General features: G+C 41.9%; 23 protein-coding genes. 7 read left to right on the top strand and 16 right to left on the bottom strand.

Annotation, left to right across the window (positions count from 1 at the left end; translation table 11 throughout):
- Positions 1-14: 14 nt before the first annotated feature.
- Genes ACW6NC_RS07535 through ACW6NC_RS07525 form a run of 3 tightly spaced genes read right to left on the bottom strand, consistent with a single transcriptional unit; the run spans position 15 to position 4537 of the window.
- The gene (locus tag ACW6NC_RS07535) at positions 15-2768 is read right to left on the bottom strand and encodes a T9SS type B sorting domain-containing protein (protein WP_457864907.1); all 2754 of its coding nucleotides are present in this window, start codon (positions 2766-2768) and stop codon (positions 15-17) included.
- Between the two features lie 24 nt (positions 2769-2792).
- Positions 2793-3629 carry an ABC transporter permease gene (locus ACW6NC_RS07530; RefSeq protein ID WP_457864905.1) on the bottom strand — a complete coding sequence of 279 codons (837 nt, stop codon included), beginning with the start codon at positions 3627-3629 and terminating at the stop codon, positions 2793-2795.
- Between the two features lie 2 nt (positions 3630-3631).
- Positions 3632-4537 carry an ABC transporter ATP-binding protein gene (locus tag ACW6NC_RS07525; RefSeq protein WP_457864903.1) on the bottom strand — a complete coding sequence of 302 codons (906 nt, stop codon included), beginning with the start codon at positions 4535-4537 and terminating at the stop codon, positions 3632-3634.
- Between the two features lie 93 nt (positions 4538-4630).
- Between ACW6NC_RS07525 and ACW6NC_RS07520 the strand changes: the two genes are divergently transcribed.
- On the top strand, positions 4631-5698 hold the full coding sequence (locus ACW6NC_RS07520) for a hypothetical protein (RefSeq protein ID WP_457864902.1): 1068 nt from the start codon (positions 4631-4633) through the stop codon (positions 5696-5698).
- Between the two features lie 32 nt (positions 5699-5730).
- Here the strand turns inward: ACW6NC_RS07520 and ACW6NC_RS07515 are convergent, their stop codons facing one another.
- The 7 genes from ACW6NC_RS07515 to ACW6NC_RS07485 all read right to left on the bottom strand — a co-directional run bounded on the left by ACW6NC_RS07515 (position 5731) and on the right by ACW6NC_RS07485 (position 12888).
- The gene (locus tag ACW6NC_RS07515; RefSeq protein WP_457864900.1) at positions 5731-6789 is read right to left on the bottom strand and encodes a nucleoid-associated protein; all 1059 of its coding nucleotides are present in this window, start codon (positions 6787-6789) and stop codon (positions 5731-5733) included.
- 198 nt (positions 6790-6987) lie between these two features.
- Positions 6988-7488 carry an IS1096 element passenger TnpR family protein gene (locus ACW6NC_RS07510; RefSeq protein WP_457864898.1) on the bottom strand — a complete coding sequence of 167 codons (501 nt, stop codon included), beginning with the start codon at positions 7486-7488 and terminating at the stop codon, positions 6988-6990.
- 50 nt (positions 7489-7538) lie between these two features.
- Complete coding sequence (locus ACW6NC_RS07505; RefSeq protein WP_457864897.1) at positions 7539-8552, bottom strand: COX15/CtaA family protein; 1014 nt, start codon at positions 8550-8552, stop codon at positions 7539-7541.
- A 40-nt stretch (positions 8553-8592) separates the two neighbouring features.
- A complete protein-coding gene (locus ACW6NC_RS07500; protein WP_457864895.1) occupies positions 8593-10011 on the bottom strand; it encodes a CCA tRNA nucleotidyltransferase in 1419 nt (472 codons plus the stop codon).
- Between the two features lie 109 nt (positions 10012-10120).
- Complete coding sequence (locus ACW6NC_RS07495) at positions 10121-10690, bottom strand: L-threonylcarbamoyladenylate synthase (protein ID WP_457864893.1); 570 nt, start codon at positions 10688-10690, stop codon at positions 10121-10123.
- Entirely contained in the window at positions 10677-11795 is a 1119-nt protein-coding gene (locus ACW6NC_RS07490) for a glycosyltransferase family 4 protein (protein WP_457864891.1), read from the bottom strand. Before ACW6NC_RS07490 ends, ACW6NC_RS07495 begins: the two co-directional genes overlap by 14 nt.
- A 16-nt stretch (positions 11796-11811) precedes the next feature.
- Positions 11812-12888: a glycosyltransferase family 4 protein gene (locus tag ACW6NC_RS07485; protein WP_457864889.1), complete on the bottom strand. Its 1077-nt coding sequence runs from the start codon at positions 12886-12888 to the stop codon at positions 11812-11814.
- 85 nt (positions 12889-12973) lie between these two features.
- On the opposite strand from ACW6NC_RS07485, the gene ACW6NC_RS07480 reads away from it, so the two are divergent.
- On the top strand, positions 12974-13714 hold the full coding sequence (locus ACW6NC_RS07480) for a lipopolysaccharide kinase InaA family protein (protein ID WP_457864887.1): 741 nt from the start codon (positions 12974-12976) through the stop codon (positions 13712-13714).
- A gap of 18 nt (positions 13715-13732) precedes the next feature.
- Complete coding sequence (locus ACW6NC_RS07475; protein WP_457864885.1) at positions 13733-14563, top strand: glycosyltransferase family 2 protein; 831 nt, start codon at positions 13733-13735, stop codon at positions 14561-14563.
- Here the strand turns inward: ACW6NC_RS07475 and ACW6NC_RS07470 are convergent.
- The 3 genes from ACW6NC_RS07470 to ACW6NC_RS07460 form a co-directional block, all read right to left on the bottom strand.
- The gene (locus tag ACW6NC_RS07470; RefSeq protein ID WP_457864883.1) at positions 14560-15396 is read right to left on the bottom strand and encodes an ATP-grasp fold amidoligase family protein; all 837 of its coding nucleotides are present in this window, start codon (positions 15394-15396) and stop codon (positions 14560-14562) included. The two genes, ACW6NC_RS07475 and ACW6NC_RS07470, sit on opposite strands and share 4 nt — an antisense overlap.
- Before the next feature lie 102 nt (positions 15397-15498).
- A complete protein-coding gene (locus ACW6NC_RS07465) occupies positions 15499-16545 on the bottom strand; it encodes a glycosyltransferase family 9 protein (protein WP_457864881.1) in 1047 nt (348 codons plus the stop codon).
- Between the two features lie 7 nt (positions 16546-16552).
- Entirely contained in the window at positions 16553-17368 is an 816-nt protein-coding gene (locus ACW6NC_RS07460) for a 2,3,4,5-tetrahydropyridine-2,6-dicarboxylate N-succinyltransferase (protein ID WP_457864879.1), read from the bottom strand.
- Positions 17369-17457: 89 nt separating this feature from the next.
- Between ACW6NC_RS07460 and ruvX the strand changes: the two genes are divergently transcribed.
- From ruvX to ACW6NC_RS07445, 3 genes are read left to right on the top strand one after another with little or no spacing between them, the layout of a single operon-like run.
- Positions 17458-17865 (top strand): Holliday junction resolvase RuvX, encoded by a 408-nt coding sequence (ruvX, locus tag ACW6NC_RS07455; protein WP_457864877.1) that lies wholly within the window; start codon positions 17458-17460, stop codon positions 17863-17865.
- A gap of 56 nt (positions 17866-17921) precedes the next feature.
- Entirely contained in the window at positions 17922-18512 is a 591-nt protein-coding gene (gene def, locus ACW6NC_RS07450; protein WP_457864875.1) for a peptide deformylase, read from the top strand.
- Positions 18513-18571: 59 nt separating this feature from the next.
- Positions 18572-18994 (top strand): DUF5606 family protein, encoded by a 423-nt coding sequence (locus ACW6NC_RS07445; protein WP_457864873.1) that lies wholly within the window; start codon positions 18572-18574, stop codon positions 18992-18994.
- Positions 18995-19055: 61 nt separating this feature from the next.
- Here ACW6NC_RS07445 and smpB read toward each other — a convergent pair whose 3' ends face one another.
- Complete coding sequence (gene smpB, locus ACW6NC_RS07440) at positions 19056-19520, bottom strand: SsrA-binding protein SmpB (protein WP_457864871.1); 465 nt, start codon at positions 19518-19520, stop codon at positions 19056-19058.
- A gap of 138 nt (positions 19521-19658) precedes the next feature.
- Here smpB and ACW6NC_RS07435 point away from each other — a divergent pair, with 138 nt between their 5' ends.
- Entirely contained in the window at positions 19659-20399 is a 741-nt protein-coding gene (locus ACW6NC_RS07435; RefSeq protein WP_457864869.1) for a DUF6503 family protein, read from the top strand.
- Here the strand turns inward: ACW6NC_RS07435 and ACW6NC_RS07430 are convergent.
- Both ACW6NC_RS07430 and ACW6NC_RS07425 read right to left on the bottom strand, forming a co-directional pair.
- Positions 20396-20920 carry a SixA phosphatase family protein gene (locus ACW6NC_RS07430; protein ID WP_457864867.1) on the bottom strand — a complete coding sequence of 175 codons (525 nt, stop codon included), beginning with the start codon at positions 20918-20920 and terminating at the stop codon, positions 20396-20398. The two genes, ACW6NC_RS07435 and ACW6NC_RS07430, sit on opposite strands and share 4 nt — an antisense overlap.
- A gap of 111 nt (positions 20921-21031) precedes the next feature.
- The gene (locus ACW6NC_RS07425) at positions 21032-23215 is read right to left on the bottom strand and encodes a DUF5916 domain-containing protein (protein ID WP_457864865.1); all 2184 of its coding nucleotides are present in this window, start codon (positions 23213-23215) and stop codon (positions 21032-21034) included.
- Between the last annotated feature and the right edge of the window lie 112 nt (positions 23216-23327).

The raw sequence follows: 23327 nt of genomic DNA, 5'->3' as shown, positions 1-23327 counted from the left end.
CAAATCAGGAAAAGCTATTTTCGCTCCCGCTTTAAGCTAAAATGACCCTTGATTTCACGGCTGTTCTCAAGGCTGATCTTAAACCAGTAATCATCGGAAGGCATAGGATTCCCGTCAAAAGTACCGTCCCAGCCGGCTCCATCGGGATCAAGTTCTTTGAGCAGTTTTCCGTAACGATCAAAAATATGAATATTTTTAATGCGATAGGCAGGATCCTGAATTTGGTACGGTTTCCATCGATCATGGTAACCATCAGCGTTAGGGGTGAAAAACGGGGGAAAACCAAACACCAGGACGGCTTTTTCCACAATTTCGCAATTATTGGTATTTCTGGCATAGACCCTATGGGGCCCACCGGGGACATTCCGAAAAACCGGGCTCTGCTGGAAAGGCCCGTCAATATTATCCAGGGAGAAAGAGGCAGGAGTGTCGGAGGTGTAATTAACCCTAAGGGTGCTTCGTTCCCCCTGGTTATCAATGCTTATACCCTGGATCGTGGGACTGGAGAGTGCAGTTACTTCGAAAGAGACCGTCCTTCCACAGCCAATCTTGTTATCAATAATCTCCACGGAATAATGACCGGGCTGGTTTATCGAAAGACTCCTGCCAAGGTTTCCATCGGCCCAGAAAAAGCTGAAATCACTGGTACTAGCCAGGGTGATATTCGGTGAAATTTCTATGGGAAATGCTGAAAGGCAAACTTCCAACTGCATTGTTTCCTCCACTTCCGGAAATGGGTTGACCTCCATAGCTATACTGCCAAAGCCATAACAAATATTCTCATGATCAGCACGCAGGTACAGGGTTCCGGCCGGAGCAATATGGAGGTCAGGTAAAGGATTCTGACCGATAGCCGCCATGTCCTGGTCCTGGTAAAAACTTATCTCGGTTCCCGGCGGAAGCTTAAGATCAGTGAGGATATTTTGACGGATTCTTCCCAGGTTGAATTCTGCGGTACCATCCCCAAGGTCGCAACCCTGGGCAGGGGCAGGGGTAAGGGTGATGGTGGGTTTGGTCCTTAAGCTAACCTTGGCAATATCAAAACATTCGGAGTTGAATTGATTGATCTTGGCGTAAACCACTTGTCCAGGGTATTGATTGGTGTATAAATCCTCAATGCTATGTTGATTCAGGCTGTCATTTACCGCGGTTTGATAATCATCATAAAAAATGGCCTGGGTATTGGGATTATCGTAAGTGATAGGGTCTTTAGCCAGCTGAAGGTTGAAAACGGCAATTCCGTCGCTGGTATCCTCTCCGGTATCACATTGAATAAGTTCATAGCTGTCCTTTATAGGCGGCACTTCTGAGATATAGATCTCTTTACGGATAGGATCCAGGGCTTCTCCGTCAATGTATTTTGTCAGGCTTACCACATAACTTCCGGGAGCCGCATAGGTATGCCTGGGTGATTCGGCATCGGAAGAATTTCCGTCACCAAAATCCCAACGCACCGAGTCGAAAGGTTCATCGCTGGTTATAAAAAATTCCGTTTCATCCCCTAGACAGAGATGTTTAGCATCAAAATTGGTAAGAAATAAAGACTGTATAAATGGAGGGAGCCCAAGTTTAACCACTCCGGGTCTTAATCCTATACTGTTATGGTCATAACTCACGGCATTAAAGGAGGCTTCCGGATTTTTAATGACAGACATAAATCGATGCCTTTGTTCAAATATGGGGTAACCGGCCCGGTAAATCCTTCCGTCGATGGCCAGTTGAAGCGCCCCGGCAACGTTATTGCTACTGGAAATGGTCTTTCGGGAATTCAGGATCTGACTACTCTCCAGGTCGAATTGGTAGAGATCGCTGTTTAATAAAACATCCTCCTCATTATAGATATTGGCCGTAACGTAAAGTTTGGTGGACTTGGGGGAGAATTCTACCCCATAAGGGTAGGAGGCTGACAGTATTACCCTTTCATTGCTGACTTTTCCGGTTAAATTATCAAAGTCGTACAAAAATACTTTTCCCGACTTTTTGGTTCCTGTCCTGGGACTGCCCAGGGCGGTAGAGCTCATTGCCGATGCGATCATCGTGCCATCGGGAGAAATTTTCATATACCCTATTGCCGTAACATTTATGTTGTATTGATTTAGCCTGGGAGGAACCGAATTCGGGGTAGTCGATACTACCGGGGCCGTACTTACTCCCTGGGCACTGACCTTAAAGGCAAGAAAGCGGTCTATGAACTGGGTGACGACCCAGAAGGAACTGCCATCAGCGTGATTGACCGCGGAAATTTTTTCTGAATTCTTGAATTCATTTTCTACGGCATCGTTGGGATCATAGGTGATAAGATGTATGTTTTTCCTGCCGGGCACCACATCACCTAGCCCGTTGTTTAAAGACATATCAATTTCCGTGTAGTTTACCCCTTCTATAGGATCATCTTCGATCTGGTAATAATCGGGTTTATCTACTGTGAAGATATAATACCTACCCGGGTTGGAAGGTTTGGGAACAATAATGGCCGATTGGGTACTGGAGACGTTGCCTTTTAGACCAAAACCGTTAGGCATCCTGTTATGTCCTCTATCATAGACCTGCATGCCATCGGTATAGAACAACAGGTTTCCAAAACGATCTGATATGGTGGCACATCCCTCTACGGTTTGTAACTTACCAATTTGAGGCACAGGCACGCCCGTGTTAAAATCAAGTCCGGCACTGTCACCAAAATACCAGTTTGCCGCTTCCCTTTGAGCCTTTAACGGCTGGGAAAGAGCAAGGGAAAAAATAATGAGCAAGAATAAGGAGGGCTTCATTTTACAATTGTGTTCCCCAATGTATTATAAATCCCGCTTCTTTAATAATTTATACGATAGAAAGACAAAAATAACCGTCCAAATTACCACAACTAGGATATTGGTGAAATGCAGGCTGTAATCCTTGTCGATTTCAGAGCCAATTTGAGTGGCAGCTAATTGTACGGCTCCAAGTCGGCTGAAGGGCTCTACCAGTAGTTTACTCATGGCCTCCAAAGGGAATAAACCGGCGATGGTATCGGCAATTTCGGTTCCTGGAAACAACCGCCATTTCATGATTCCGAAAGCGATATTTTCCAGGACCCACCAGATAAAGATAAACCCAAGGGCAAATGCTGATCGTTTGATTAACATTCCTGCGAACATACAGAAAGCAAAAAAGCCCGTGAGGTTGATAAAGTATCCCAGGAGGTATTCAATATCGGTAAAGATGATCGAAACTTCCGTGTTTTCCGAGAAGGACAATCCCAGGATAAGCGAAAGGAAAAAAAGAAAAAGGGTGGAGGCTACTGCTAAAACGAGCACGGTAAGAAATTTGGAACTTATGAATTCCTTTTTACTAAGACCATCGATGAGGTTTTGTTTTAAAGTCCGGTTACTGTATTCATTGGAAATCATCGAGACAAGGACAATGGCCAGGAATAATTTCAAAAAGGATGCGATATAAGTATTGAAATGCCAGATAAAAGGGAAATCAAAAATGCCCTGATCCGCCACCCTGAATTCAAGGCTTCCTATATTGAATTCTATGGACGCGATAAGGGCGATAAAACTTAAAAGAATAAAATAAGAAAACACCAGAACTTTGGCTGACCGGCTATATCTTAATTTATGAAATTCTATATCGAGTAATCGTAACATAATCAGCTAGCGTGTATTTGTTTTGTTAATTCCAAAAACTGTTCTTCCAGGCTCTCGCGGCGTTTAACCAGATAAGAAAGGGATAAGCCTTTTTCAAAGATATATTCATTGATGACTTCCGGCTCCATAGGATCAGCAAGAATAGCAGTCACCAGGCCGTCCTTTTCAGAAACCCTGGCAATATGTGGATGACCTTCGAGGATCTGTATTAAAAGATCGTTGTTTTTGGCTTTGAGTTCAAAGAAACCGTGGCTGGCATTGATTCCGTCGACGGGTCCACTGTATAGTTTTTTTCCTTTTCGGATGATTACCACGTGGGTGCAAACCTTTTCCACCTCGTCGAGTAAGTGAGAGGCCAGTAAAATCGTGGTGCCCCCTCCGGCGATCTTACGGATAATCTCTCTGATCTGATGAATCCCCTCGGGATCCAGGCCATTGGTGGGTTCATCCAGGATAAGGATTTCAGGATCATTGAGCAGGGCCGAGGCAATGGCCAGACGTTGCTTCATCCCCAGGGAAAAAGTTCTGAATTTGCTATCCTTTCTCTCCAATAAACCAACCAGCTCGAGTTTCTCCTCGATCTTCTCCTTGCTGACCCCTTTGATCTTACATACCAGTTCGAGGTTCTGAACAGCAGTCATATAAGGGTAAAAGTTGGGATGTTCGATAATGGCCCCTACTTTTTTAAGTGCCTCATGGGTAGATTCGAAGCCTTCAAACCAGGAGAAAGTACCGCTGGTTTTATTAACCACATTTAGGATCATTCCAAGGGTGGTCGATTTTCCACTTCCGTTGGGCCCCAGAATACCGTATACATTTCCTTTTTGAATACTAAAGGAGAGTTGGTCCACAGCGGTAAGCGAACCAAATTTCTTGGTAAGCTGGCTTATTTTTAAAATTGTTTCCAAAATCAAAGAAATATTTGTAATATGACTACTAAGGTAAGCTTTTGTTACAGAGTTCTGGAGAGATAGCTTATTTTTGAAAAAACTGCGCCGAGCATGGAAGAAAAATTAATGTCCAGGAAAAAGCCTTCTTTTCCTGTAAATGAAAGGTTTAATCGTTACCTGGCCAAACATAATCGAAATACGAAAATCCCCGTATTTTATGATGATCTTTTACGGTTCGCCGGGTCTATTGTGGTGTATGACCAGCATGACCAGGATACCTTTTGGGTACGCTGTTATTATGAAGATCACGAGCGCACCGAAATTGATGAAAGCCTGAAACAGGTCTACACCATTTTGCATTCTGATGGAAGTGATGATTCGCTGGAATTTTTAAATATCGATGCTATTGATTATTGCACCTTTGGTAATTCCAAACCTTTTCGGGTAAGGGTGCGTAATATCCTCAATGACAGTTTCACTTATTTCTATGTAAAAAAGGCGGATGCCTCCAGGATCTATGGCCTTGAATTCGAACACCTGCTTTCACCGCATCGTATCAACTTTCTGGTGTATAAGGACACCCTGATTGAGGAGCATATAGCCGGGATCCCGGGCGATGTCTTTATAGAAGAACATTTGCCGGCCTGCGATAACCGTGCGCAGACCCAAATCGCAAAACAGTTTGTGAAATTCAATGAACGCTGTACGGTAAGGCTCCTGGGGGATATGAGATCCTACAATTATGTGGTCATTCCGACCCATGATTTTGACCACGTGGAATACCAGATCCGGGCGATAGATTTCGATCAGCAGTGTTTTGAAGGGAATTTAAAGGTCTACCGGCCCCAGTTCTTTAAGGAAAACTACACGATGGTAAAACTCGTTCAGGAGAAATTGCAGGAATCTTCTATTGAGCAGTACCGAAAGGAAGAACGTTCCCTGCTGGCCAAAAGAATGATCAATACCAGGCAGCGCTACAAAGAGCTGATAAGGTGTATGATCAATGATCATGTGTCCACTCAGCAGAATGTCAAGCAACTCCGTAAAGATCTCTACCGGTATACCAATGACATGAAGTTTAAACGGGCCAATACCATGGGGCAAATCCTTCGTACAGCCCTGGATTTTGTCATGCGTAATTATGAGAATGTGAATATGAAACGTTTGCTACAGGATTAAAAAAAGGGACTTTCAGGTCCCTTTTTTCACTATTAGCTTTTTTCTTCTTTGTTGAAATACACCAGATAATAATACATCTGTTTTTCTTCATCCCAGCCCTTTTCCACGAATTTATCGGCTGATTCGGCATTTACAAAGTCCATCTTGATCTGGATATTGGTATCGAGATTAATGATGTTTTTGATCTTTTTCCGGGCATCCGTTACCGCCTTGTTGGCAATAGGGAATTCGGTGAGATCTTCTATTTTGTATTTTGGAGCTTTTTCGGTTTTATAATGCTGAAATTCGGGTAAAAGCTCCGGATTGTCAATTACGGAATTGAGAAAATTACTTTCCTCAAAGGCATCGTTTTTGGCGAAATAATCCATACTTCGGTTCATAAACATGACCTCTTCCTTTTTGTCTTCAGCAGGCAAAACAACATCCTTGGCAAAATTTTTACAGAAATTCAGGTAACTTTTGGTGTTGTAATTCTCATCCCGCATCACATCGACACCCAGAAAATTTTCCAGCCAGTACTTGGTATCATATTTATTGGAATCCACCGATAATATTTTATAACCTTCGGCCCGATTTTTATTGAAAATAAGGGCGCCTTTGTCCAGTTTGTTAAGGTTGATTCCCTGCTGAACGATCATATCCAGAATACTGCCTTTTTCTTCAAACTGGAGGAAATCATGTTTGAGTTCTGATTTGAAAATTCCTATGGCCGAGACCTTTTCGTTATCCAGCTGCATGTTGTCAAAATACACCACATAAACCTCCCCGCTTTTTATATGCGGGTGAGAGGATTGCTCAAAGAGCAGGGTGGTGATTTTCTTGGAGATCTCGTGTATATCAGCGGGCTTATCAAAGATAGCATTGGCCATATTAAAGAGTTCGTTGAACTCTAAATCTGCCTGGTGGGCAAAATGAAAATAATTCTCTTCCTTTTCCCTGAAGGATTTAAGAAAATACTCCTTGATAAGAGGCATGATCTCATCGTTCAATTGATAAGGCGCTGCTGATAAAAAGATATTCTCGTTTCTGCTTTTATTTCCAACCCTGTGAATAGAAAGCGATTCGATTTGAGCATTAAAAAGGTTGATCATTCCGTATGTTATTTTTGGTCATTTCCGAGTAGTCGGAAATCGGTTTAGTCATTGCCATATGCCGGCTTGTGGAATTTGAGTTAAATCAAATACCAGGGAACCGGTTTTAAATACAGGTGTAATAGTAGTGAAATTTTTCTTCTGAAGCTTTAAAACTTTAAAGCGAAATTGTACGATGTTTGGCAGCTGGAGAAAAGCTTAATTCCAGTTTTCGTCGAAGGACAAATTATCGTAATCATCGATATCGAGATCATCATCGAATTCACCGCCAACATCCTGATCCTCGCCAATAAACTCCTTATCGGGAGCGGAATCCGGTAACTGGCCATGAACAAACATAAGATTAGGATAGTCTCTTCCCTCCTCAATTTCGGCAATTTCACCAAGTTCTATAAGAAAGGTCCACATATTTAAAAAGTCATATACGTAGATGATTTTCCTGTTTTTCTCATCCAACACACTTTCTATGCTGGTTTCATTCATAAGGCGAACTTCACCACCCATATCGAATTGTGAAATTTCTTCACCTTGGTTCCAGTCTTCATCACTCAGGTAAAATGAAGCCATTTCACTACCGTCAAAACCAAAGGACTGAACGATAGTATTATGAAGGTCTTCCAAAGTACTTTCCTGAAGTATCTCTATATCCCTGAACACATCTTCTTCTGCATCGAGAATTACTCTAAATCTGTAAACCATAATATTAATTTTAAGGCTTCAAAGTTACGTTTTTTAGATGAGAATGAAAGCTATTTGGTAAATCTGTGCAGGGTATAGGTCATAGCTGCCAGAAGGAAAAAAGCGCCTACCTGGTGTGCGACTCCCAACCAAACCGGTACATAAAGGATCAAGGTCAAAACCCCTAGAAGGAATTGAAGGCCCAGCAGGATCAGCAGGGAGTTAATGGCTGTTGGATGCCGGTGCTTAGGGGCTAGTTTCCTGGATCGATGCCAGATGTAAAGGATCACACCCACCACGATATAAGCCAGGTACCTATGCACGAATTGAACGCCACTTTTACCCTCGATAAAATTCATTAATAAGCTTTCCTGCTCGATCCAGACGCTTTCATGGATTAATTTTCCATCAGCCATCAGAGGCCATGAATTATGGATAAACCCGGCATCGAGTCCGGCCACAAAAGCTCCCCAGATGATTTGAAGGATAAGGATGACCATTGCCAGTCTTAGCAGGTTCCTGAAATCTTTGTCAATACTGCTTCGGTTCGGGTAGATCAGATCCAGGGCTACCCAAAGGGTGTAGGCAAAAGTCAAAAAAGCCGTGATCAGGTGCGCTGCCAGCCTGTAATGACTTACATCCGGCCTGTCAACCAGGCCGCTCTTTACCATATACCAGCCCAGAAACCCCTGGAATCCGCCCAGCAGCAGTAAGATAAGTGATTTTCTTATAGTGGGTTTGGTGAGCTGTTTGGTAATGAGAAAATATAAAAATGGTATGATAAAAACGATCCCAATTAAGCGGCCCAGGACCCTGTGAAGCCATTCCCAGAAATAAATATCTTTAAACTCCTCCAGGGTAAAATGATAGTTTTTCTTTTGGTATTCCGGGAACTGTTTGTAATACTCAAAGGCTTCGGTCCATTGCTGTTCATTCAGGGGTGGAATAGTGCCGGTGATCAGTTTATAATCCGAGATGGAAAGTCCGGAATGGGTAAGGCGGGTTATCCCTCCAACAATGACCATGATAAAAATTAAAACACAACCTGTAAGCAGCCAGTAAATTACTCTTTTATTGTCTTTCATCTTTTGAATGTAATGGGCTCATAAATATTTACAATAAAACTCAGGTAGCCGTTAACCCAAGCTCCTTTCCTTTCTTTAGCATTAATTCCCTGGCCGCTTCATGTTCATTAGGGATTTCTCCTTCCAAGATAGCCTCCTTAATGGTCTCTTTGATTATCCCGATCTCCCTGGAGGGTTTAATGTTGAAAGTTTCCATGATTTCCTCTCCACTAACAGGGGGTTGGAAATTGCGTATCTGATCACGCTGCTCAACCTCTTTCATCCTGGTGCGTACCAATTTGAAGTTGTTATGATATCTTTTGAAGCGTCTGGGGTTTTTCGTGGTAATATCGGCCTCGCAAAGTGTCATTAAATCTTCAATATCCTCGCCTGCATCGAAAATGAGTCTGCGAACCGCTGAGTCGGTCACATTGTTATCCACAATGGCGATGGGGCGGGAACTCATCAGTACGAGTTTCTGGACATATTTCATCTTTTCATTAAGCGGGAGTCGCAGGCGTTTAAACAGCTTAAAAACCATTTTCGCTCCCACAAACTCATGCCCGTGAAAAGTCCATCCTATTTTCTTGTGAAATTTTTTCGTGGGAGCCTTTCCTATATCGTGCAGAAGCGCTGCCCAGCGCAACCAAAGATCATCGGTATGCTTTGCGATATTATCCACTACCTCAAGGGTGTGCCAGAAATTATCTTTATGACGCTGACCTTCAACCTCATCTATGCCTTCTAATGCAGTAAGCTCAGGTAAAATAATGTGCAGAAGCCCAGTTTTATGCAACAGCGAAAATCCTTTTGAAGGTTTTTCAGCCAGGATAATTTTATGAAGCTCCTCGGTGATCCTTTCTTTTGAAATTATTTTGATCCTGCTTCTATTCCTGGAAATGGCTTCCAGGGATTCTTTCTCGATTTTAAAATTTAGTTGTGTAGCAAACCTGATAGCACGGAGCATCCTTAGCGGATCATCCGAATAGGTGATATCAGGATCTAATGGCGTCTTGATCAGTTTAGCCTTGAGATCGCCCAGGCCATTGAAAGGATCCAGGAGTTCCCCGTAATTTTTTTCGTTAAGTCCAAGGGCCAGTGCATTGATGGTAAAGTCCCGCCGGTTCTGATCATCTTCCAGGCTACCGTCTTCTACAAGGGGCTTTCGGCTGTTTTTCTGATAGCTTTCCCGGCGCGCTCCCACAAATTCGATTTCCATATCGAAGGCACGCAGCATGGCCGTACCATAGGTTTTAAAAACCTGCACCTTGGGTTTATGAGGAAGCTTTTCGGCTACTTTTTTAGCCAGTTCAATTCCACTGCCTACCGCAACGATGTCGATATCCTTAGGCTCACCGCGTTTTAGGATATAATCCCGGACAAAGCCGCCTATTACGTAGCTTTCTAGTTGAAGTTCCTCAGAGGCTTCTGAAATTACCTTGAAAATATTATGAGTTAGGGCGTTTTTATAGTTCTCCACCTGTTGGATATTTAGGGTATTGCTGGGCCTTGGATAGCTGCTGATTTATCCTTTTGGCAAAAAACTGAACCAGTCTGCCGGGGCTTTGAATACCTTTATAATTTTTAACCTATTTTCTAATGACTGTTACCTTCCCATCGTTTGTTAATTTGATGATAGCAGATGGTTTTCCAGACTTTTTTGAGCGTTGCAAATTTACTACATAGTCCACACCTTTTAAAATATCCGGGCTAATTTGAGCAAAGGATTGTGGCGTTTTTTCGCCACTGATATTGGCTGAGGTGGAAACAATTGGTTTTCGGAATCTTTTAACCAATTCGTTGCTGAATTTATCCTTGGAAACCCTAATAGCCAGCGAATTGTCATCCGCGACCAGGTTCTCGGCAACCCTGATAGGATCATCATAGATGATGGTTGTGGGCTTGTTGGCATATTTGAGGATGTCATAGGCTACCTCGGGTACTTCTTCCACAAACTGGTTGAGCATTTTATAGTCAGAGACAAGGCAAATTAAGGCCTGGCTTTCATGACGCCTCTTCAAAGCATACACTTTGTCAACCGCATCGGCATTAGTGGCATCGCAGCCTATTCCCCAGACCGTATCGGTCGGATAGAGGATGAGTCCTCCGCGTTTAAGGGTTTCCAGACAATTTTGCATTTCGGTTTTAAAATCGCTCATTGAGTATTTTTTTATATTCAGTAAAGGTTTTTTCCGCCATTAAATCAGAAGTATGACGCGTTATTAATTTCCTATAGGAAATCCTTGCAAATTTCGTGATCAATTCTTCATTAGAGGCTAAAAATAAGATGTTTTCACATAATTTTTTATCATCATGGGCCGGGGCCAGTAAACCGTTGGATCGATGTTGTATGATTTCCGGGACTCCGCCCACCGCAGTGCTGATTACCGGGATTCTATGATAAAATGATTCATAGATAAACTGCGGAAGGCCTTCGCTTTGAGAGGTCATGACCGAGAAGTCGAATTGGGGAATAAGGGCTGAGGCATTTTCCCGGAACCCAAGGAAGCTGAAATGATCTTCTAACCCATATTGTTGTACAGCACGTTTTAATAATGGCGTGCCTTGCCTGGCGAAGTTTCCAATCTGCACGAAATGAAAGTCGTCTCTACCTTCAATATTGATGAGTCGATTGGCTGTTTTTATCAGGGTATGAAGGTCTTTGGCTCTAATATGATTAGCAATATTCCCTATTATCTTCTTACCTTCAGGAATTTTATAGCGCTGTCTGATATCGAGTTCGCCCGTAGCCGATTGTTGATGGCCAAGGTCAATCCCGTGATAAAGGGTTAAGACTTTAGCCGGCTGCCGGATGCTTTTAGCGCAAATACTCCTGGTGGCCTCAGAGACACAAAAAATTTTTTTGATCTTGGGATAATTGTATTTATAAAGACTCGTCTTTCGTTGTTTTATGGGGAAACTTGTCTTTTTGCTGAACACAAAGGGAGGTAGGCTCCAAAAATGATCAGCCATTACGGCCAGGCTGAGGGCCGTGGGGTCGTGCAGATGGATTAAGTCTGTTTTTTCTCGTTTGCAGGTATCGATTAATTTCCAAATAAACCTGGGATCTACTTTAAAGGCGAGGGGAGCAGTAAGAAATGCTAAATTTGTTTTTTTCAGACGCTGGTGAAATAAATCTCCCCGGGCACAAAGAATTAGGTTACGAGCCTGGGGATAGGATTTCTCCATAGCTCGAGATAGTAACTCAATTTGCTTTTCGCCGCCGCCCCAGGAATTGACTGCCGAAACATGGAGAATATTCATTTATTTGAATTCTGGATTAAGAATTTCTTAAAATATCGGAATAGAGCTGAAGATACTGGTCTGCAGTATGATCCCAATTAAAGCTTGCTGCTCTGTTTTTTAATTTTTCAGAATATTCCTCCTGGTTCACCTCAAAAAGATGCATGCCCTCTTCAAATTTTTGAGCCATATAGTCAGGATCAAAATTCTCCCAATAAAAAGCCACATCTCCACCAATTTCAGGTAAGGAGGTCTTATTGGCCAAAAACACCGGTTTGCCATAAGCCATAGCTTCAATTGGAGGCAAACCAAAACCTTCAAAAAGCGAAGGAAAAACAAAGGCACTACAGTGCTGCAAATAACTATGCTTTTCTTTTTCTGAGATCTTTCCCAGTAGAAAAATCCTGTCTTTTAATCGGTAATTTTCGATTAGTTGCGCTACATAATCACCATACTTTTTATCTTTATTACCGGCTATAATAAGGTTATAATCTTTTAATTTAGTCATTAAAGCCACCAGCACATGAAAGTTTTTTCTTTCCATAAACTGCCCAATACTAAAAAGATAAGGCCGTTTAGTTTGTGGACCCTCTGGCATCACATCAAAGGATTCTAAGGCCGTAACGGGATTCCCGTTATAAATTACCCTTTGAATTACTCCCTGAGGTATTTCGAAATATTTATTGGTGGTCTTTTTGGCATAATCCGAAATATAAGAGATTGCGTTAGCCCTTTTAATTTTTGATTCCAGCAATCTTTTAAAACCCTGAACCTTTGAAGCCTCTTGCTGTTCCATTAAAATCACATCGTGGATAGTGAGTAAGTAATCTTGCTTGTGGTAAGGCTCAATTCGGGTATTCTGATTCAAGGAATGCCAGAGATCAAACTTTTTGCGAGACCTGAATTTTTTATACCTCGTAAAGGGATAATACCGGTTAAAAGATACCTCATTAATGTCCTTTAGCATAGACCGCTTTCCACAGTTTACTACAAGTTCAAAACTTGTATTTCTTTCAGAAAGTTTTTTTATAAGCCAGTAATTAAACTGACCGAAGCCGGTATAAGTATTGTTTAAATGATGAGATTCTAGAAAAATTCTTGGTCTTTTAACCATGCTAAAAATTCAAAAAATTGGGTGTAAAGATAATTTAATTTAAAGGAACAATTCTCAGTTCCACGGGTTATTCTAAATTTGCAATATGAAAATCACCTGGACCGAGGCATATAACTTACATAGAGAAAATATCCTTGAGTGTATTCGAAATTTTAATTCCGAAGGAGAAGTCATGTATTCGGGCCGGAATAGCATAAAAACCTTTCTGATTGATGATCTTAAAATCAGTATAAAGGCCTTTCGTATCCCCAATTCGATCAACCGGATAGCATATCGTTTTTTTAGAAAATCCAAGGCAGAACGATCCTTCATATTTGCTCACTATCTTCTGGAAAAAGGTATTGGAACTCCAAAGCCTATAGCTTATGCCGAAGAAACAACGGCCTTCCAGTTTCTACATAGCTATTATATTAGCGAGCACTTGGATGCAGACCTTACTTTCAGGGAAATCGACCTCAATTTAGAAGGGCATGAAAAAATATTAAGGGCCTTTACCCGTTTTACTTTTCGACTACACGAAAATGAGGTGGAGTTTCTGGACCATTCGCCAGGAAATACCCTCATAAAATTGAAGGAGGACGATTACCAATTCTATCTTGTTGATCTAAACCGAATGAATTTCGGAAAAATGAATTTTACCCGCCGAATGATGAATTTCTCTCGTCTTACCCCTAATAAGGAGATGATTCGTATAATGGCTAATGAATATGCCTTACTGATCGATAAAACTGAGAATGAGGTTTTTGAGAAAATGTGGTTCTTTACCAATCAGTTTCAGCATAGATTCAGAAGGAAGAAAGCCCTTAAAAAAAAATTGGGCTTATAGTTCTAAAGTGATCCCCTTATGAAAAAACCAAAAATCTCTGTAATAATAAGTACGTATAATGCTGTTGAATGGCTCAGGAAAACCCTGACGGGCTATCGCATCCAGGATACTGCTGAATTTGAACTTGTAATTGCCGATGATGGCTCCTCGCAGGAAACCAGGCATTTTCTGGAGGAATTTCAGAAAGAAAGCCCCGTTGCGGTCATCCATGTATGGCATGAGGATAATGGTTTTCAAAAATCAAAGATTCTCAATAAGGCCATTGTGGCCAGCAATGCTGACTATATCCTGATGAGTGATGGGGACTGTATTCCTCGAAAGGATTTTGTAAGTACTCATTTAAAATACAGAGAAGAGGGTTTCTTTCTGTCGGGAGGCTATTTTAAACTGCCTATGGATATTTCCAAAAGGATCTCTACAGAAGATATAATTTCTCAGAAATGTTTTGATAAAGCCTGCCTGAAACAATACGGGTTAAAATCGTCGATCAAAAACATGAAACTCTCTGCTGGGCGCAAAAGCGCATTTGTATTAAATAATTTAACCCCTACTTCAGCCACCTGGAACGGGCATAATGCTAGCGGCTGGAAAAAAGATATACTTGCAGTAAATGGTTTTGATGAGAGAATGCAATATGGCGGACAGGACAGGGAACTGGGAGAACGTCTAAGCAATCATGGGATTAAGTCCAAGCAGATTCGCTACTCGGCAGTTTGTGTGCATTTGGATCATCCCAGGGGTTACAAAACCCCCGAATCCATAGCTTTTAATAAACAGATAAGAAAAGAAACCCGGGAGCAGGAAAAGGCCTTTACCCCGTTTGGAATTGAAAAACAGCCCGAGGCTTAAATTTTGGTGATCTCATTTTGACCTTCTGGGATATCGGGAAGTTTCATGTAATCCCCTATGATTTTATTGTAGTGCGCTGGCAGATAGGGCCATCTCCCGTCAGCGGGATAGAAGGTGAGTTCCCCAAAGAGGATCTTTCCATTAATGTCATAGAGATCCACGCGAACAAAAGGAAATTTATCAGCTAGTTTTGTGGCTACCTCTATCATTTGATCGAAATTTTCAGGTCGTTTTATTTCCCCTTTAAAATAAGGAACCTTATCCCTGTAGAAAGGTAGTTTGTTCCAGTTAAGATCATAATTGCACCGGTAAACCACTCCTTTGATTTCTGCCATGACCGCCACATATTTTGGTTGACCATTAAAGCAAAAGAACTTATAATCACTTGCTGTCTGCTGGTCGATCTCCTCGAGGTATCTTTCAGCAATAATCCGGGCTGGTGCATGTTTATAAGCCCATTCCTTACCCCCGCGATAATACTGGTTCCTACTCATCCATTTTTTAAGTGTTAACCGGGTTTTAAAAACATTGAGTGCCTTTTTGCTTCTCACGATCAAATTGAAATTATAACCGTGAGCAGCCTTGAGCACAAACCGATTGGGGAGTTTATCAAAATCCACTTCCTTTTCGCTGTTATAAACCCCATAGAGTTCATTGAGGTAACCCGGGCCCAGTTTTTCCTCTACGTATTCCCTTACGGCATACTTGTCTACTAATGTACTGAGAATAGGTGGGTGGTAGTAGACCTTGAGCCACTGAATCTTTTCATTGAAATCCCGGGGGTTATCCAGGTTTAATTTGTTGCCGGTATAATATTCATAGTAAAACTTCATGAAGCTTGGTGCTGGCAGAAATTTAAATTTCTTAAGTATACCGAGGGTGAATTTCCGAAATGGATTCATTGAATTGTTTTATGGCTGATCTGTAGCCTGTTTCTAAGCAAGTTTTATGCCTTTTAAATAGTGTAGGAGCACGGGGGAAATAAGATCAGGAGTGAAATCCTGGTAAAGCGCCGGACTTGCTTTTTTATCTGAAAAAAGTTCCGGTTTAAAGGATTTTAAATGAACGCTTTGGTTGCTTTTATCCTCGTAAATGGCCCAGGCTTCTTTGTTAATTTGTGGGGAGTAAATTGCAAAGCTTGGGATATCAAGAGCTTTTGCCATATTGATTGCGCCTCCTTCATTACCTATCAAAGCGTCACAGTGTGCGGTAAGGGCCAGGAATTCTCTAAGATTATTTCCGAAAACTTCAAGATGAATTCTGTTTTGTGTACGCGGGTTGCATAATTTAAATAAAGTTTCTACCTGCTCCTTCTGCCGGGGGATATAATTGAAAAGAATTTCAGCATTGGTATTTTTGACAAGTTCATCGAGGAGTTTGGCCATATATTGTGGAGGGTAGGTTTTCTCTTCTGAACTGCCAAGAATCCCTACCATTACCAGAGTTTTCTCTGGTGTTATTCCCGCTTTTAAAAGCCGGTCCTTAGCCCTGGTTTTTTCCGCTTCCCTTAGGTAGATCTTGGGTTTGATTTGTGCCGGAAAATCCTTGTCTAGTGCCTGGAGGAGCCGCATTCTGTTCTCTACAGCCAGCCCGGCCCTGGTTTGTGGGGCATTACCCTGGTTTACAGTGGAAGAGTAAAAATGAGCCGTATACCATTTGTGATAGGAAATACGTTTTGGAGCTCCCGATGCTTTGCTTATGAGCCCGGAACCAATCTTGGAATAGACATCGATCACGATATCGTATTTTTCCCTTCTGATACGCCTTAAAAAATTCAGAAAGGCTAATGGCTTTCCATCTTCCTCCGGGGAATAGGTGATGATGCGGTCAATAAACGGGTTGTTTTCTATAACCTTTATGGTATGCGGATATACCAAATAATGCAGCTGGGCTTTTGGATATTTTTTCCGGAGTGCCTCAAATAAGATTGAGGATGTAAGGACATCCCCAATCATTTTTTGCTGTATTATCAGTATTTTCATTTGTTGCTTAAACCGCTACATCATACTCCCTGAGCGCATCATTGAGAGAGGTTTTTTTGTTGGTGCTTTCCTTGCGTTTACCGATAATCAGGGCGCAGGGCACATTGTATTGTCCTGCCGGGAACTCCTTGGTATAACTTCCTGGTATCACCACAGATCGTGCAGGAACTATTCCTTTCATCTCCCTGGGTTCTTCCCCGGTGACATCGATGATCTTGGTAGAGGCCGTTAGAACCACATTGGCACCGAGTACTGCTTCCTTTTCGACTTTAACCCCTTCTACCACAATGCTCCTGGAGCCCAGAAATGCATTATCTTCAATAATTACAGGCGAAGCCTGGAGTGGCTCGAGTACACCCCCGATGCCCACACCACCGCTAAGGTGAACATTCTTCCCAATCTGAGCACAGCTTCCTACCGTGGCCCAGGTATCTACCATGGTGCCCTGATCCACGTATGCCCCGATATTGACATAGCTAGGCATCATGATCACCCCTTGAGAAATGTATGCACCGTGACGTGCCACTGCATTAGGTACTACGCGGATTCCTTTTTCCTTATAACCTCTCTTTAGTGGCATTTTGTCGTGATATTCAAAAATCCCGGCTTCCAGGGTTTCCATTTTTTGAATCGGGAAATAGAGTACCACCGCTTTTTTAACCCATTCATTTACCTGCCAGCCCTTGTCTGTAGGTTCTGCAGTTCGAAGTTTTCCTTCATCCAGGAGGTTTATCACTTCCCTTATCGCATCGGTGGTGTCCTTATCTTTAAGCAGCTCTCGATTTTCCCAGGCTGCGTTTATCTTCGCTTGTAATTGTTCCATATTCTTTAAATTTTAAGCAAATATAAGGGCTTCAGACTAAATTTTGGCAGCAATGGATTATAAACATTACCTTTGCGCAAAATTGAGGAATGGCACGTATTTTGGCTATAGATTATGGAACCAAACGCACTGGGATAGCGATAACCGATGAGCTCCAGATCATCGCATCGGGGCTTACCACTGTCTCAACCAAGGAACTAATGCCCTTTTTGGAACAATATTTCAGGGAGGAGAATGTAGAGCTGGTCCTTGTTGGAGAGCCAAAACAAAAGGACGGTTCGGCTTCTGAGAGCGAAACCTATATTCAGGAATTTTTAAAAAAGTTTTCTGAAAAGTTTCCTTCAATGCCGGTGAAAAGGGTTGATGAGGCTTTTACCTCAAAGATGGCTTTCCAGACCATGATAGATAGCGGACTTAAGAAAAAGAAGCGCAGAGATAAGGCGATGATCGATGAAATTAGTGCTACGATTATTTTGCAAACTTATTTATATAATTGATCGTTTTTCTTTAGAAGTCCATCCATAATTAAAAATTAAATTATTCAATAAATAGCATGATTTTACCAATAGTTGCCTACGGAGATCCGGTTTTAAGAAAAAAATGCAAAGCGATATCTGAAGATTATCCCAAGCTAAAGGAGTTGATAGATAATATGTGGGAAACCATGTATAATGCTTATGGGGTAGGTCTTGCCGCTCCACAGGTCGGAGTGCCCATACGACTTTTTATGATCGATCCGAGTCCTTTTGCTGAAGACCAGGATTTGCCGGAGCAAGAGCGGGAAGAGCTCAAGAACCTTAAAAAGGTTTTTATCAATCCCAAAATTGAAGAGGAAGAAGGGGATCAGTGGGCTTTTAACGAAGGATGTCTAAGTATTCCTGAAATTCGGGAAGATGTATTTAGAAAACCGGTGATCACTATAGCGTACCAGGATGAACACTTCAACAGCCACCGTGAAACCTATTCTGGGTTGGCTGCCAGGGTGATCCAGCATGAATATGATCATATTGAAGGAATCCTTTTTACCGATAAGCTCTCCAGCCTAAAGAAGCGGCTTTTAAAAGGTAAACTTGCCAATATCTCCAAAGGTAAGATCAAAATTGATTATAAGATGCGGTTTCCCGAAATGAAAAAAGGGAGGTAAAGACTTTGATAATATAATTAGGCAGGTGATATTTGCCAGCCAAATTCGAAAAACATACTATGGGATTAGAGAAAATATTAGCGATTTCAGGAAAACCAGGATTATATGAACTTACGGCCCAAAGTCGTGGTGGTTTTATTGTAAAGAGTATTCCTGAAGGAAAAAAGATGGCGGTAAATATTCGACATAATGTGAGCTTGTTAAGTGAAATTGCCATTTATACCTATACCGAAGAGGTACCACTGGCGGAAATTTTGGAAAAAATCAAAGAAAAAGAGGATGGTGCAGAGACCATTAGCCCTAAATCCTCTAAAGCGGAAATGGAAAAATATTTCGCTGAAATCCTCCCTGACTATGATGTAGATCGTGTGTATGCCAGTGATATGAAAAAGATTTATCAATGGTATAACCTGCTTATCAAAAATGGATATACAGAATTTGTCGATGCTGAGGAAGCCTCCGACAAAAGCGAAGAGGAATAAAGCTTCCGGCCTTCAATAGATCAAAAAAAAGCTGAAAATTTAATTTTCAGCTTTTTTGGAATTAGGAATATTCCTTTTTGATTCTGGCTAGTTTTCGTTTGTTTTCCCGATCTTTTATAGTTTCCCGCTTATCATATAGTTTTTTCCCTTTAGCCAGGGCAATCTCTATCTTGGCCAGGCCCCGGTCATTGATGAAAAGCCTTAAAGGAATGATGGTCAGTCCCGTATTTTTCACTTCCTTTTCCAGTTTCCGTAGCTCCCTGCGTTGCAGTAAAAGCTTTCGTTCGCTCTTGGGATTATGGTTGAAATAGGTAGCGTGCGAATATTCTTCGACATGCATATTGATCACAAAAAGTTCATGGTTCTGAAATTCACAAAAACTTTCTGCGATAGAGGCTTTCCCCTGGCGAATTGCTTTTATCTCGGTACCGGCCAGTTTAATTCCGGCCACGTATTTATCGAGGAAATCATATTCGAATTTCGCCTTTCGGTTCTTTATATTGATCGTGTTGGTCTTCTTCTTCATACTTAAGCAAAAATAGGAAGCTTATTTTAGAATTCAGTATAAGGGAATTGTAAATTATACCTGCTACCATTTCTCAAAGATTTTTTTATATTAAAAATCAAGGGACATTAATTACCTTTGACTCATATATCGTTTACCATGAAAAAAATCATCCTTTTAATGGCGGTGAGCGCCCTGATCTTCTCTTGTGATCAGAATAAAGACTTAACGGCCCAGCAAATTATCGATAAAACCATCGAAAAAGCCGGGGGAGATAAATATAATAATGCTGAGATAAGCTTTAAATTCAGAGAAACCGAATATAAAAGCACCCGCAAGAATGGGAAATTCCAGTTGGAACGCTTTATCACTGATTCTACCGGCACAACATATCATGATGTGATCAATAACGAGGGTTTTACCAGGTATCATAAGGATTCTGCGATAAGCCTGAGCGATTCCATGAAAACCGTCTATAGCAATTCGGTGAATTCCGTGCATTATTTCGTGCAGCTACCCTATGGGCTAAACGATGCTGCCGTAAATAAAAAACTCCTCGGGAAAGACAGTATAATGGATAATGAGTATTACGAGTTACAAGTGACCTTTGAAGATGCAGAAGGAGTAACCGACCATGAAGATGTATACCTGTACTGGATTGATACTGATGAGTTCACTATTGACTATATGGCTTACAGTTTTAAGATTAATGATGGTGGCGTTCGGTTTCGTAAAGCCTATAACCCACAAACCGTTGGTGGGATCAGGTTCGTGGATTACGAGAATTACAAGGCAGACGACCTGGACATTCCTCTTGAAGAGCTGGATGATAAGTATGAAGCCCGTGAACTGGAATTGCTCTCCATTATAGAGAATGAAAATATAGAGGTCAAGCTTTAATTGAAATAAAGCACTTCTGAAGTGCGCGTTCCCTCGGGGTGAATCACCACGATGAAAAGACTCCCGTACTCCATCTCGTCGATGTCCTCATATTTGTTCTGTCCGATGATGTAATTTACAAATTCAGGATTCAGATTGCTGTGGCCAACCACCAGCACAGTTTTTCCTTTGGTTTTCTGCTGAAAATCCTTATCGTTGAGTTTCTCGGTATTAAAAAATTCAATTTTTTTATCCTGAGATTCTGCTATGGGTCTGGCGGTGTTCAGGGTACGCTGGTAGTTGGAACTGAAGATAAGATCAAAATCGACTGCTTTAAAAACCTCGGCCCACTGCCTGGCTCTCGCTCTTCCGGCCTGGGTTAACTCGGGGTCATCATTTTGGGGATTGAGCGTATCTTTTTCAGCGTGACGTATAAAATAATAAGTAGTCACCTGGGAGGCTTTTCTCTGCTGGGAAGCATCTTCCTTTTTAAATTGGCATCCCGATAGTAGTAACAGTAAAAGCAGGAGGATGTGTTTCATTAGCATGATTTTAAATTCAGCACCTATTTCCTCCCATCAATATTATCAATTATTTTTCCTACAAGAAAATTCTTCATAGAAAAAGATTGGCTCGCCGATGCCCCGGTATGGTTATAAATTCCACCAATAGGTGAGTTTTAGTAACAGCGCCCTGTTTTGTACCTGAACCGGATAAGGGATATAATTATCGGTATACACCAGGAATAGATCTGATGCAGGGCTGAAGCGCCATTGAAAACGACCATTTAAATTAAGATTGTCCATTTGCTCATTATATTGGGCAAAGGCTGTAAAAAATACCTTATTGGTCAGAGTAACATCCAGGCGCGGTCCTACCAACCAAAATTTAGTATCTCCCCATTGCTCCGGAAGTTCCAGATCGTTATAGGTCGCGTTAAGAGAAATGCCCACATAGGGCTGAAACCTATATCCCATTTCCGCAGCATAATTGGTCATCGCGCCATCGGCATAATACCCTCCTGAACTGTAGGATAAGGCATAGGTGAAAAGGCTCTGAGGTTTGGAATTAAATTCAGCGCCCCAACGATACCATTGATGCTGGGTGCCAGCGGCCAGTTCGATGCCACTAAAATTAGTAGGATCAAAGGGCTGCTGCAGCTCCACATAATCGTGGCCTGCCCAAAAGCGTAAGACGCTTTGGCTATGAAAACGAAGGATATACTCCAACAAGGTCAGGTTTTCGGTTTTCTCCCAGTCCTTATCAAAGAATATGGAAGTACTTAACTGTGGACCATGGTTTAGGATATATTTGTTCTTTTCAAAAAATAGGTATCCAATACTAGGATTGAGCTTGTAATACCCAGTGCGGGGAATATAACCTACTTCAGCCTGGTAATTTTCCGAAATATACTCATGTCGCCAGTTAAAATTCAGGTTCCCGCTTTTATACTGCAAATTGGCGGCATGAATGAAATTTTGTTGCGATTCATCCGGGCTAAAGGACTTTAAGACCATGGCTTTCCCGGTCCAGACATTATTGGCGGAAGCAAGATTGTATTCCAGTCCCAGGTTTCTGTTGTATTGGTTGTAGGGCGGCTGATCTGATGAGGGATCGGGGGTATAGTTTAACAATTCTTTATTTACAAAAATGGCCCTGATATTGGAACGGGAGAACACGCGTTTTTGAACACCTATAACGCTGAAGTTCTGGGCTGGAAGCCCGATATCATTTACCTTTCCAGTTTGCATGCTCATGGCATTAATTCTCCAGTCCTCGCCGATGTTCCCGCTAAGGCGGGCCCCAAAATCAATCGGTGCGTTAAGGCCTATACGCCGTGAGAAGAAGGGCCTGATATTTTCATAACCGAAACCAGCCACTATATCTGCATTTTCCAGGAAAAACTGTCTGCGTTCGGGAAAGAATAGCTCAAATCGATCCAGGTTGGTGACCTGCCGATCTACCTCTACCTGGGAAAAATCCGGATTTATCGTCAGATCCAGGTTTAAGGAGGAGCCCAGCCCGATTTTGGCATCCAAACCAACTTCACTTCGTTTGTTTAGCCCATCCTGGCTATTAAAATCCTTACTTCCTCCTGCCAGGACATAAGGGATCAATGAAATATTGGATCCCGTGGAAGGTGGGGCCTTATCCCAGACCAGGGTACCTGTATAGGCCAGGGAGGCTGAGGGAAACTGGCGTGGCACGGGAGCCCAGCTTGATTTTTCAGTGGTCTTCAGGTCATTCCGGCCGAAATTAATGCCCCACTCTTTAATTCCTTTTTTATATCGGATGCTTTTAAAGGGTATAGCGGCTTCAAAGGTCCATTTGTCCTCATAATTTTTCACAGCGGAGATCCATTTGTTGTCCCAGCTCAGGTCCACAGATCCACCGTCATACATAAGGCCATCCCATTGCGCTCCGGCAGCATTTGCGCCAAAGGAAAAACCATTGGTTTGGTCATCAAAGGGGTCCATAAATAAGAGAAAGTTATCGTTTTTGGTAAAGGAGAAATCTCTTCTTAGGGATTCCACCATATAAGGACCTGGAACACCGTGATGATTAGTCACAAAAAGATAAAGATTTTCCCTGTCATAGGCCATCCTTACATCGGTATGAACCTCGGCATAACTGGTATCGGTGGGCAGAATCATATAAAAATCAGTAGCGACATCTGCCTTGGACCAGGCCTTGTCATCCATTATTCCGTCAACTTTTACCTCAGATGTGGTTTCTTTTATGTGGAGCCGATATGCGCTATTTACTTTTTGCGCAAAGAGACTAGCACTGGACAGCATAAGGGAAAGGAATAAAAAAGGGAAGAAAATTTTAAACATGTGGACAGGCATTAATAAAAGAATAAAGAAAATTATTTATGATGTTCTGTAACTTTTTCTAAATTATTTAGAATAAGATGACCAATATAAAATTTTTTTTAAGATAACTATG

The sequence above is a fragment of the Salegentibacter profundi genome (assembly GCF_054121475.1).
The sequence above is the reverse complement of the archived record's forward strand: the minus strand, read 5'-3'. Positions and strand labels throughout refer to the sequence as shown.

Coding starts and splice junctions, on each gene's coding strand:
- ACW6NC_RS07535 (WP_457864907.1), bottom strand. CDS start 2,768: ATGAAGCCCTCCTTATTCTTGCTCATTATTTTTTCCCTTGCTCTTTCC.
- ACW6NC_RS07530 (WP_457864905.1), bottom strand. CDS start 3,629: ATGTTACGATTACTCGATATAGAATTTCATAAATTAAGATATAGCCGG.
- ACW6NC_RS07520 (WP_457864902.1), top strand. CDS start 4,631: ATGGAAGAAAAATTAATGTCCAGGAAAAAGCCTTCTTTTCCTGTAAAT.
- ACW6NC_RS07515 (WP_457864900.1), bottom strand. CDS start 6,789: ATGATCAACCTTTTTAATGCTCAAATCGAATCGCTTTCTATTCACAGG.
- ACW6NC_RS07510 (WP_457864898.1), bottom strand. CDS start 7,488: ATGGTTTACAGATTTAGAGTAATTCTCGATGCAGAAGAAGATGTGTTC.
- ACW6NC_RS07505 (WP_457864897.1), bottom strand. CDS start 8,552: ATGAAAGACAATAAAAGAGTAATTTACTGGCTGCTTACAGGTTGTGTT.
- ACW6NC_RS07495 (WP_457864893.1), bottom strand. CDS start 10,690: ATGAGCGATTTTAAAACCGAAATGCAAAATTGTCTGGAAACCCTTAAA.
- ACW6NC_RS07490 (WP_457864891.1), bottom strand. CDS start 11,795: ATGAATATTCTCCATGTTTCGGCAGTCAATTCCTGGGGCGGCGGCGAA.
- ACW6NC_RS07485 (WP_457864889.1), bottom strand. CDS start 12,888: ATGGTTAAAAGACCAAGAATTTTTCTAGAATCTCATCATTTAAACAAT.
- ACW6NC_RS07480 (WP_457864887.1), top strand. CDS start 12,974: ATGAAAATCACCTGGACCGAGGCATATAACTTACATAGAGAAAATATC.
- ACW6NC_RS07475 (WP_457864885.1), top strand. CDS start 13,733: ATGAAAAAACCAAAAATCTCTGTAATAATAAGTACGTATAATGCTGTT.
- ACW6NC_RS07470 (WP_457864883.1), bottom strand. CDS start 15,396: ATGAAGTTTTACTATGAATATTATACCGGCAACAAATTAAACCTGGAT.
- ACW6NC_RS07465 (WP_457864881.1), bottom strand. CDS start 16,545: ATGAAAATACTGATAATACAGCAAAAAATGATTGGGGATGTCCTTACA.
- ACW6NC_RS07460 (WP_457864879.1), bottom strand. CDS start 17,368: ATGGAACAATTACAAGCGAAGATAAACGCAGCCTGGGAAAATCGAGAG.
- ruvX (WP_457864877.1), top strand. CDS start 17,458: ATGGCACGTATTTTGGCTATAGATTATGGAACCAAACGCACTGGGATA.
- def (WP_457864875.1), top strand. CDS start 17,922: ATGATTTTACCAATAGTTGCCTACGGAGATCCGGTTTTAAGAAAAAAA.
- ACW6NC_RS07445 (WP_457864873.1), top strand. CDS start 18,572: ATGGGATTAGAGAAAATATTAGCGATTTCAGGAAAACCAGGATTATAT.
- smpB (WP_457864871.1), bottom strand. CDS start 19,520: ATGAAGAAGAAGACCAACACGATCAATATAAAGAACCGAAAGGCGAAA.
- ACW6NC_RS07435 (WP_457864869.1), top strand. CDS start 19,659: ATGAAAAAAATCATCCTTTTAATGGCGGTGAGCGCCCTGATCTTCTCT.
- ACW6NC_RS07430 (WP_457864867.1), bottom strand. CDS start 20,920: ATGAAACACATCCTCCTGCTTTTACTGTTACTACTATCGGGATGCCAA.
- ACW6NC_RS07425 (WP_457864865.1), bottom strand. CDS start 23,215: ATGTTTAAAATTTTCTTCCCTTTTTTATTCCTTTCCCTTATGCTGTCC.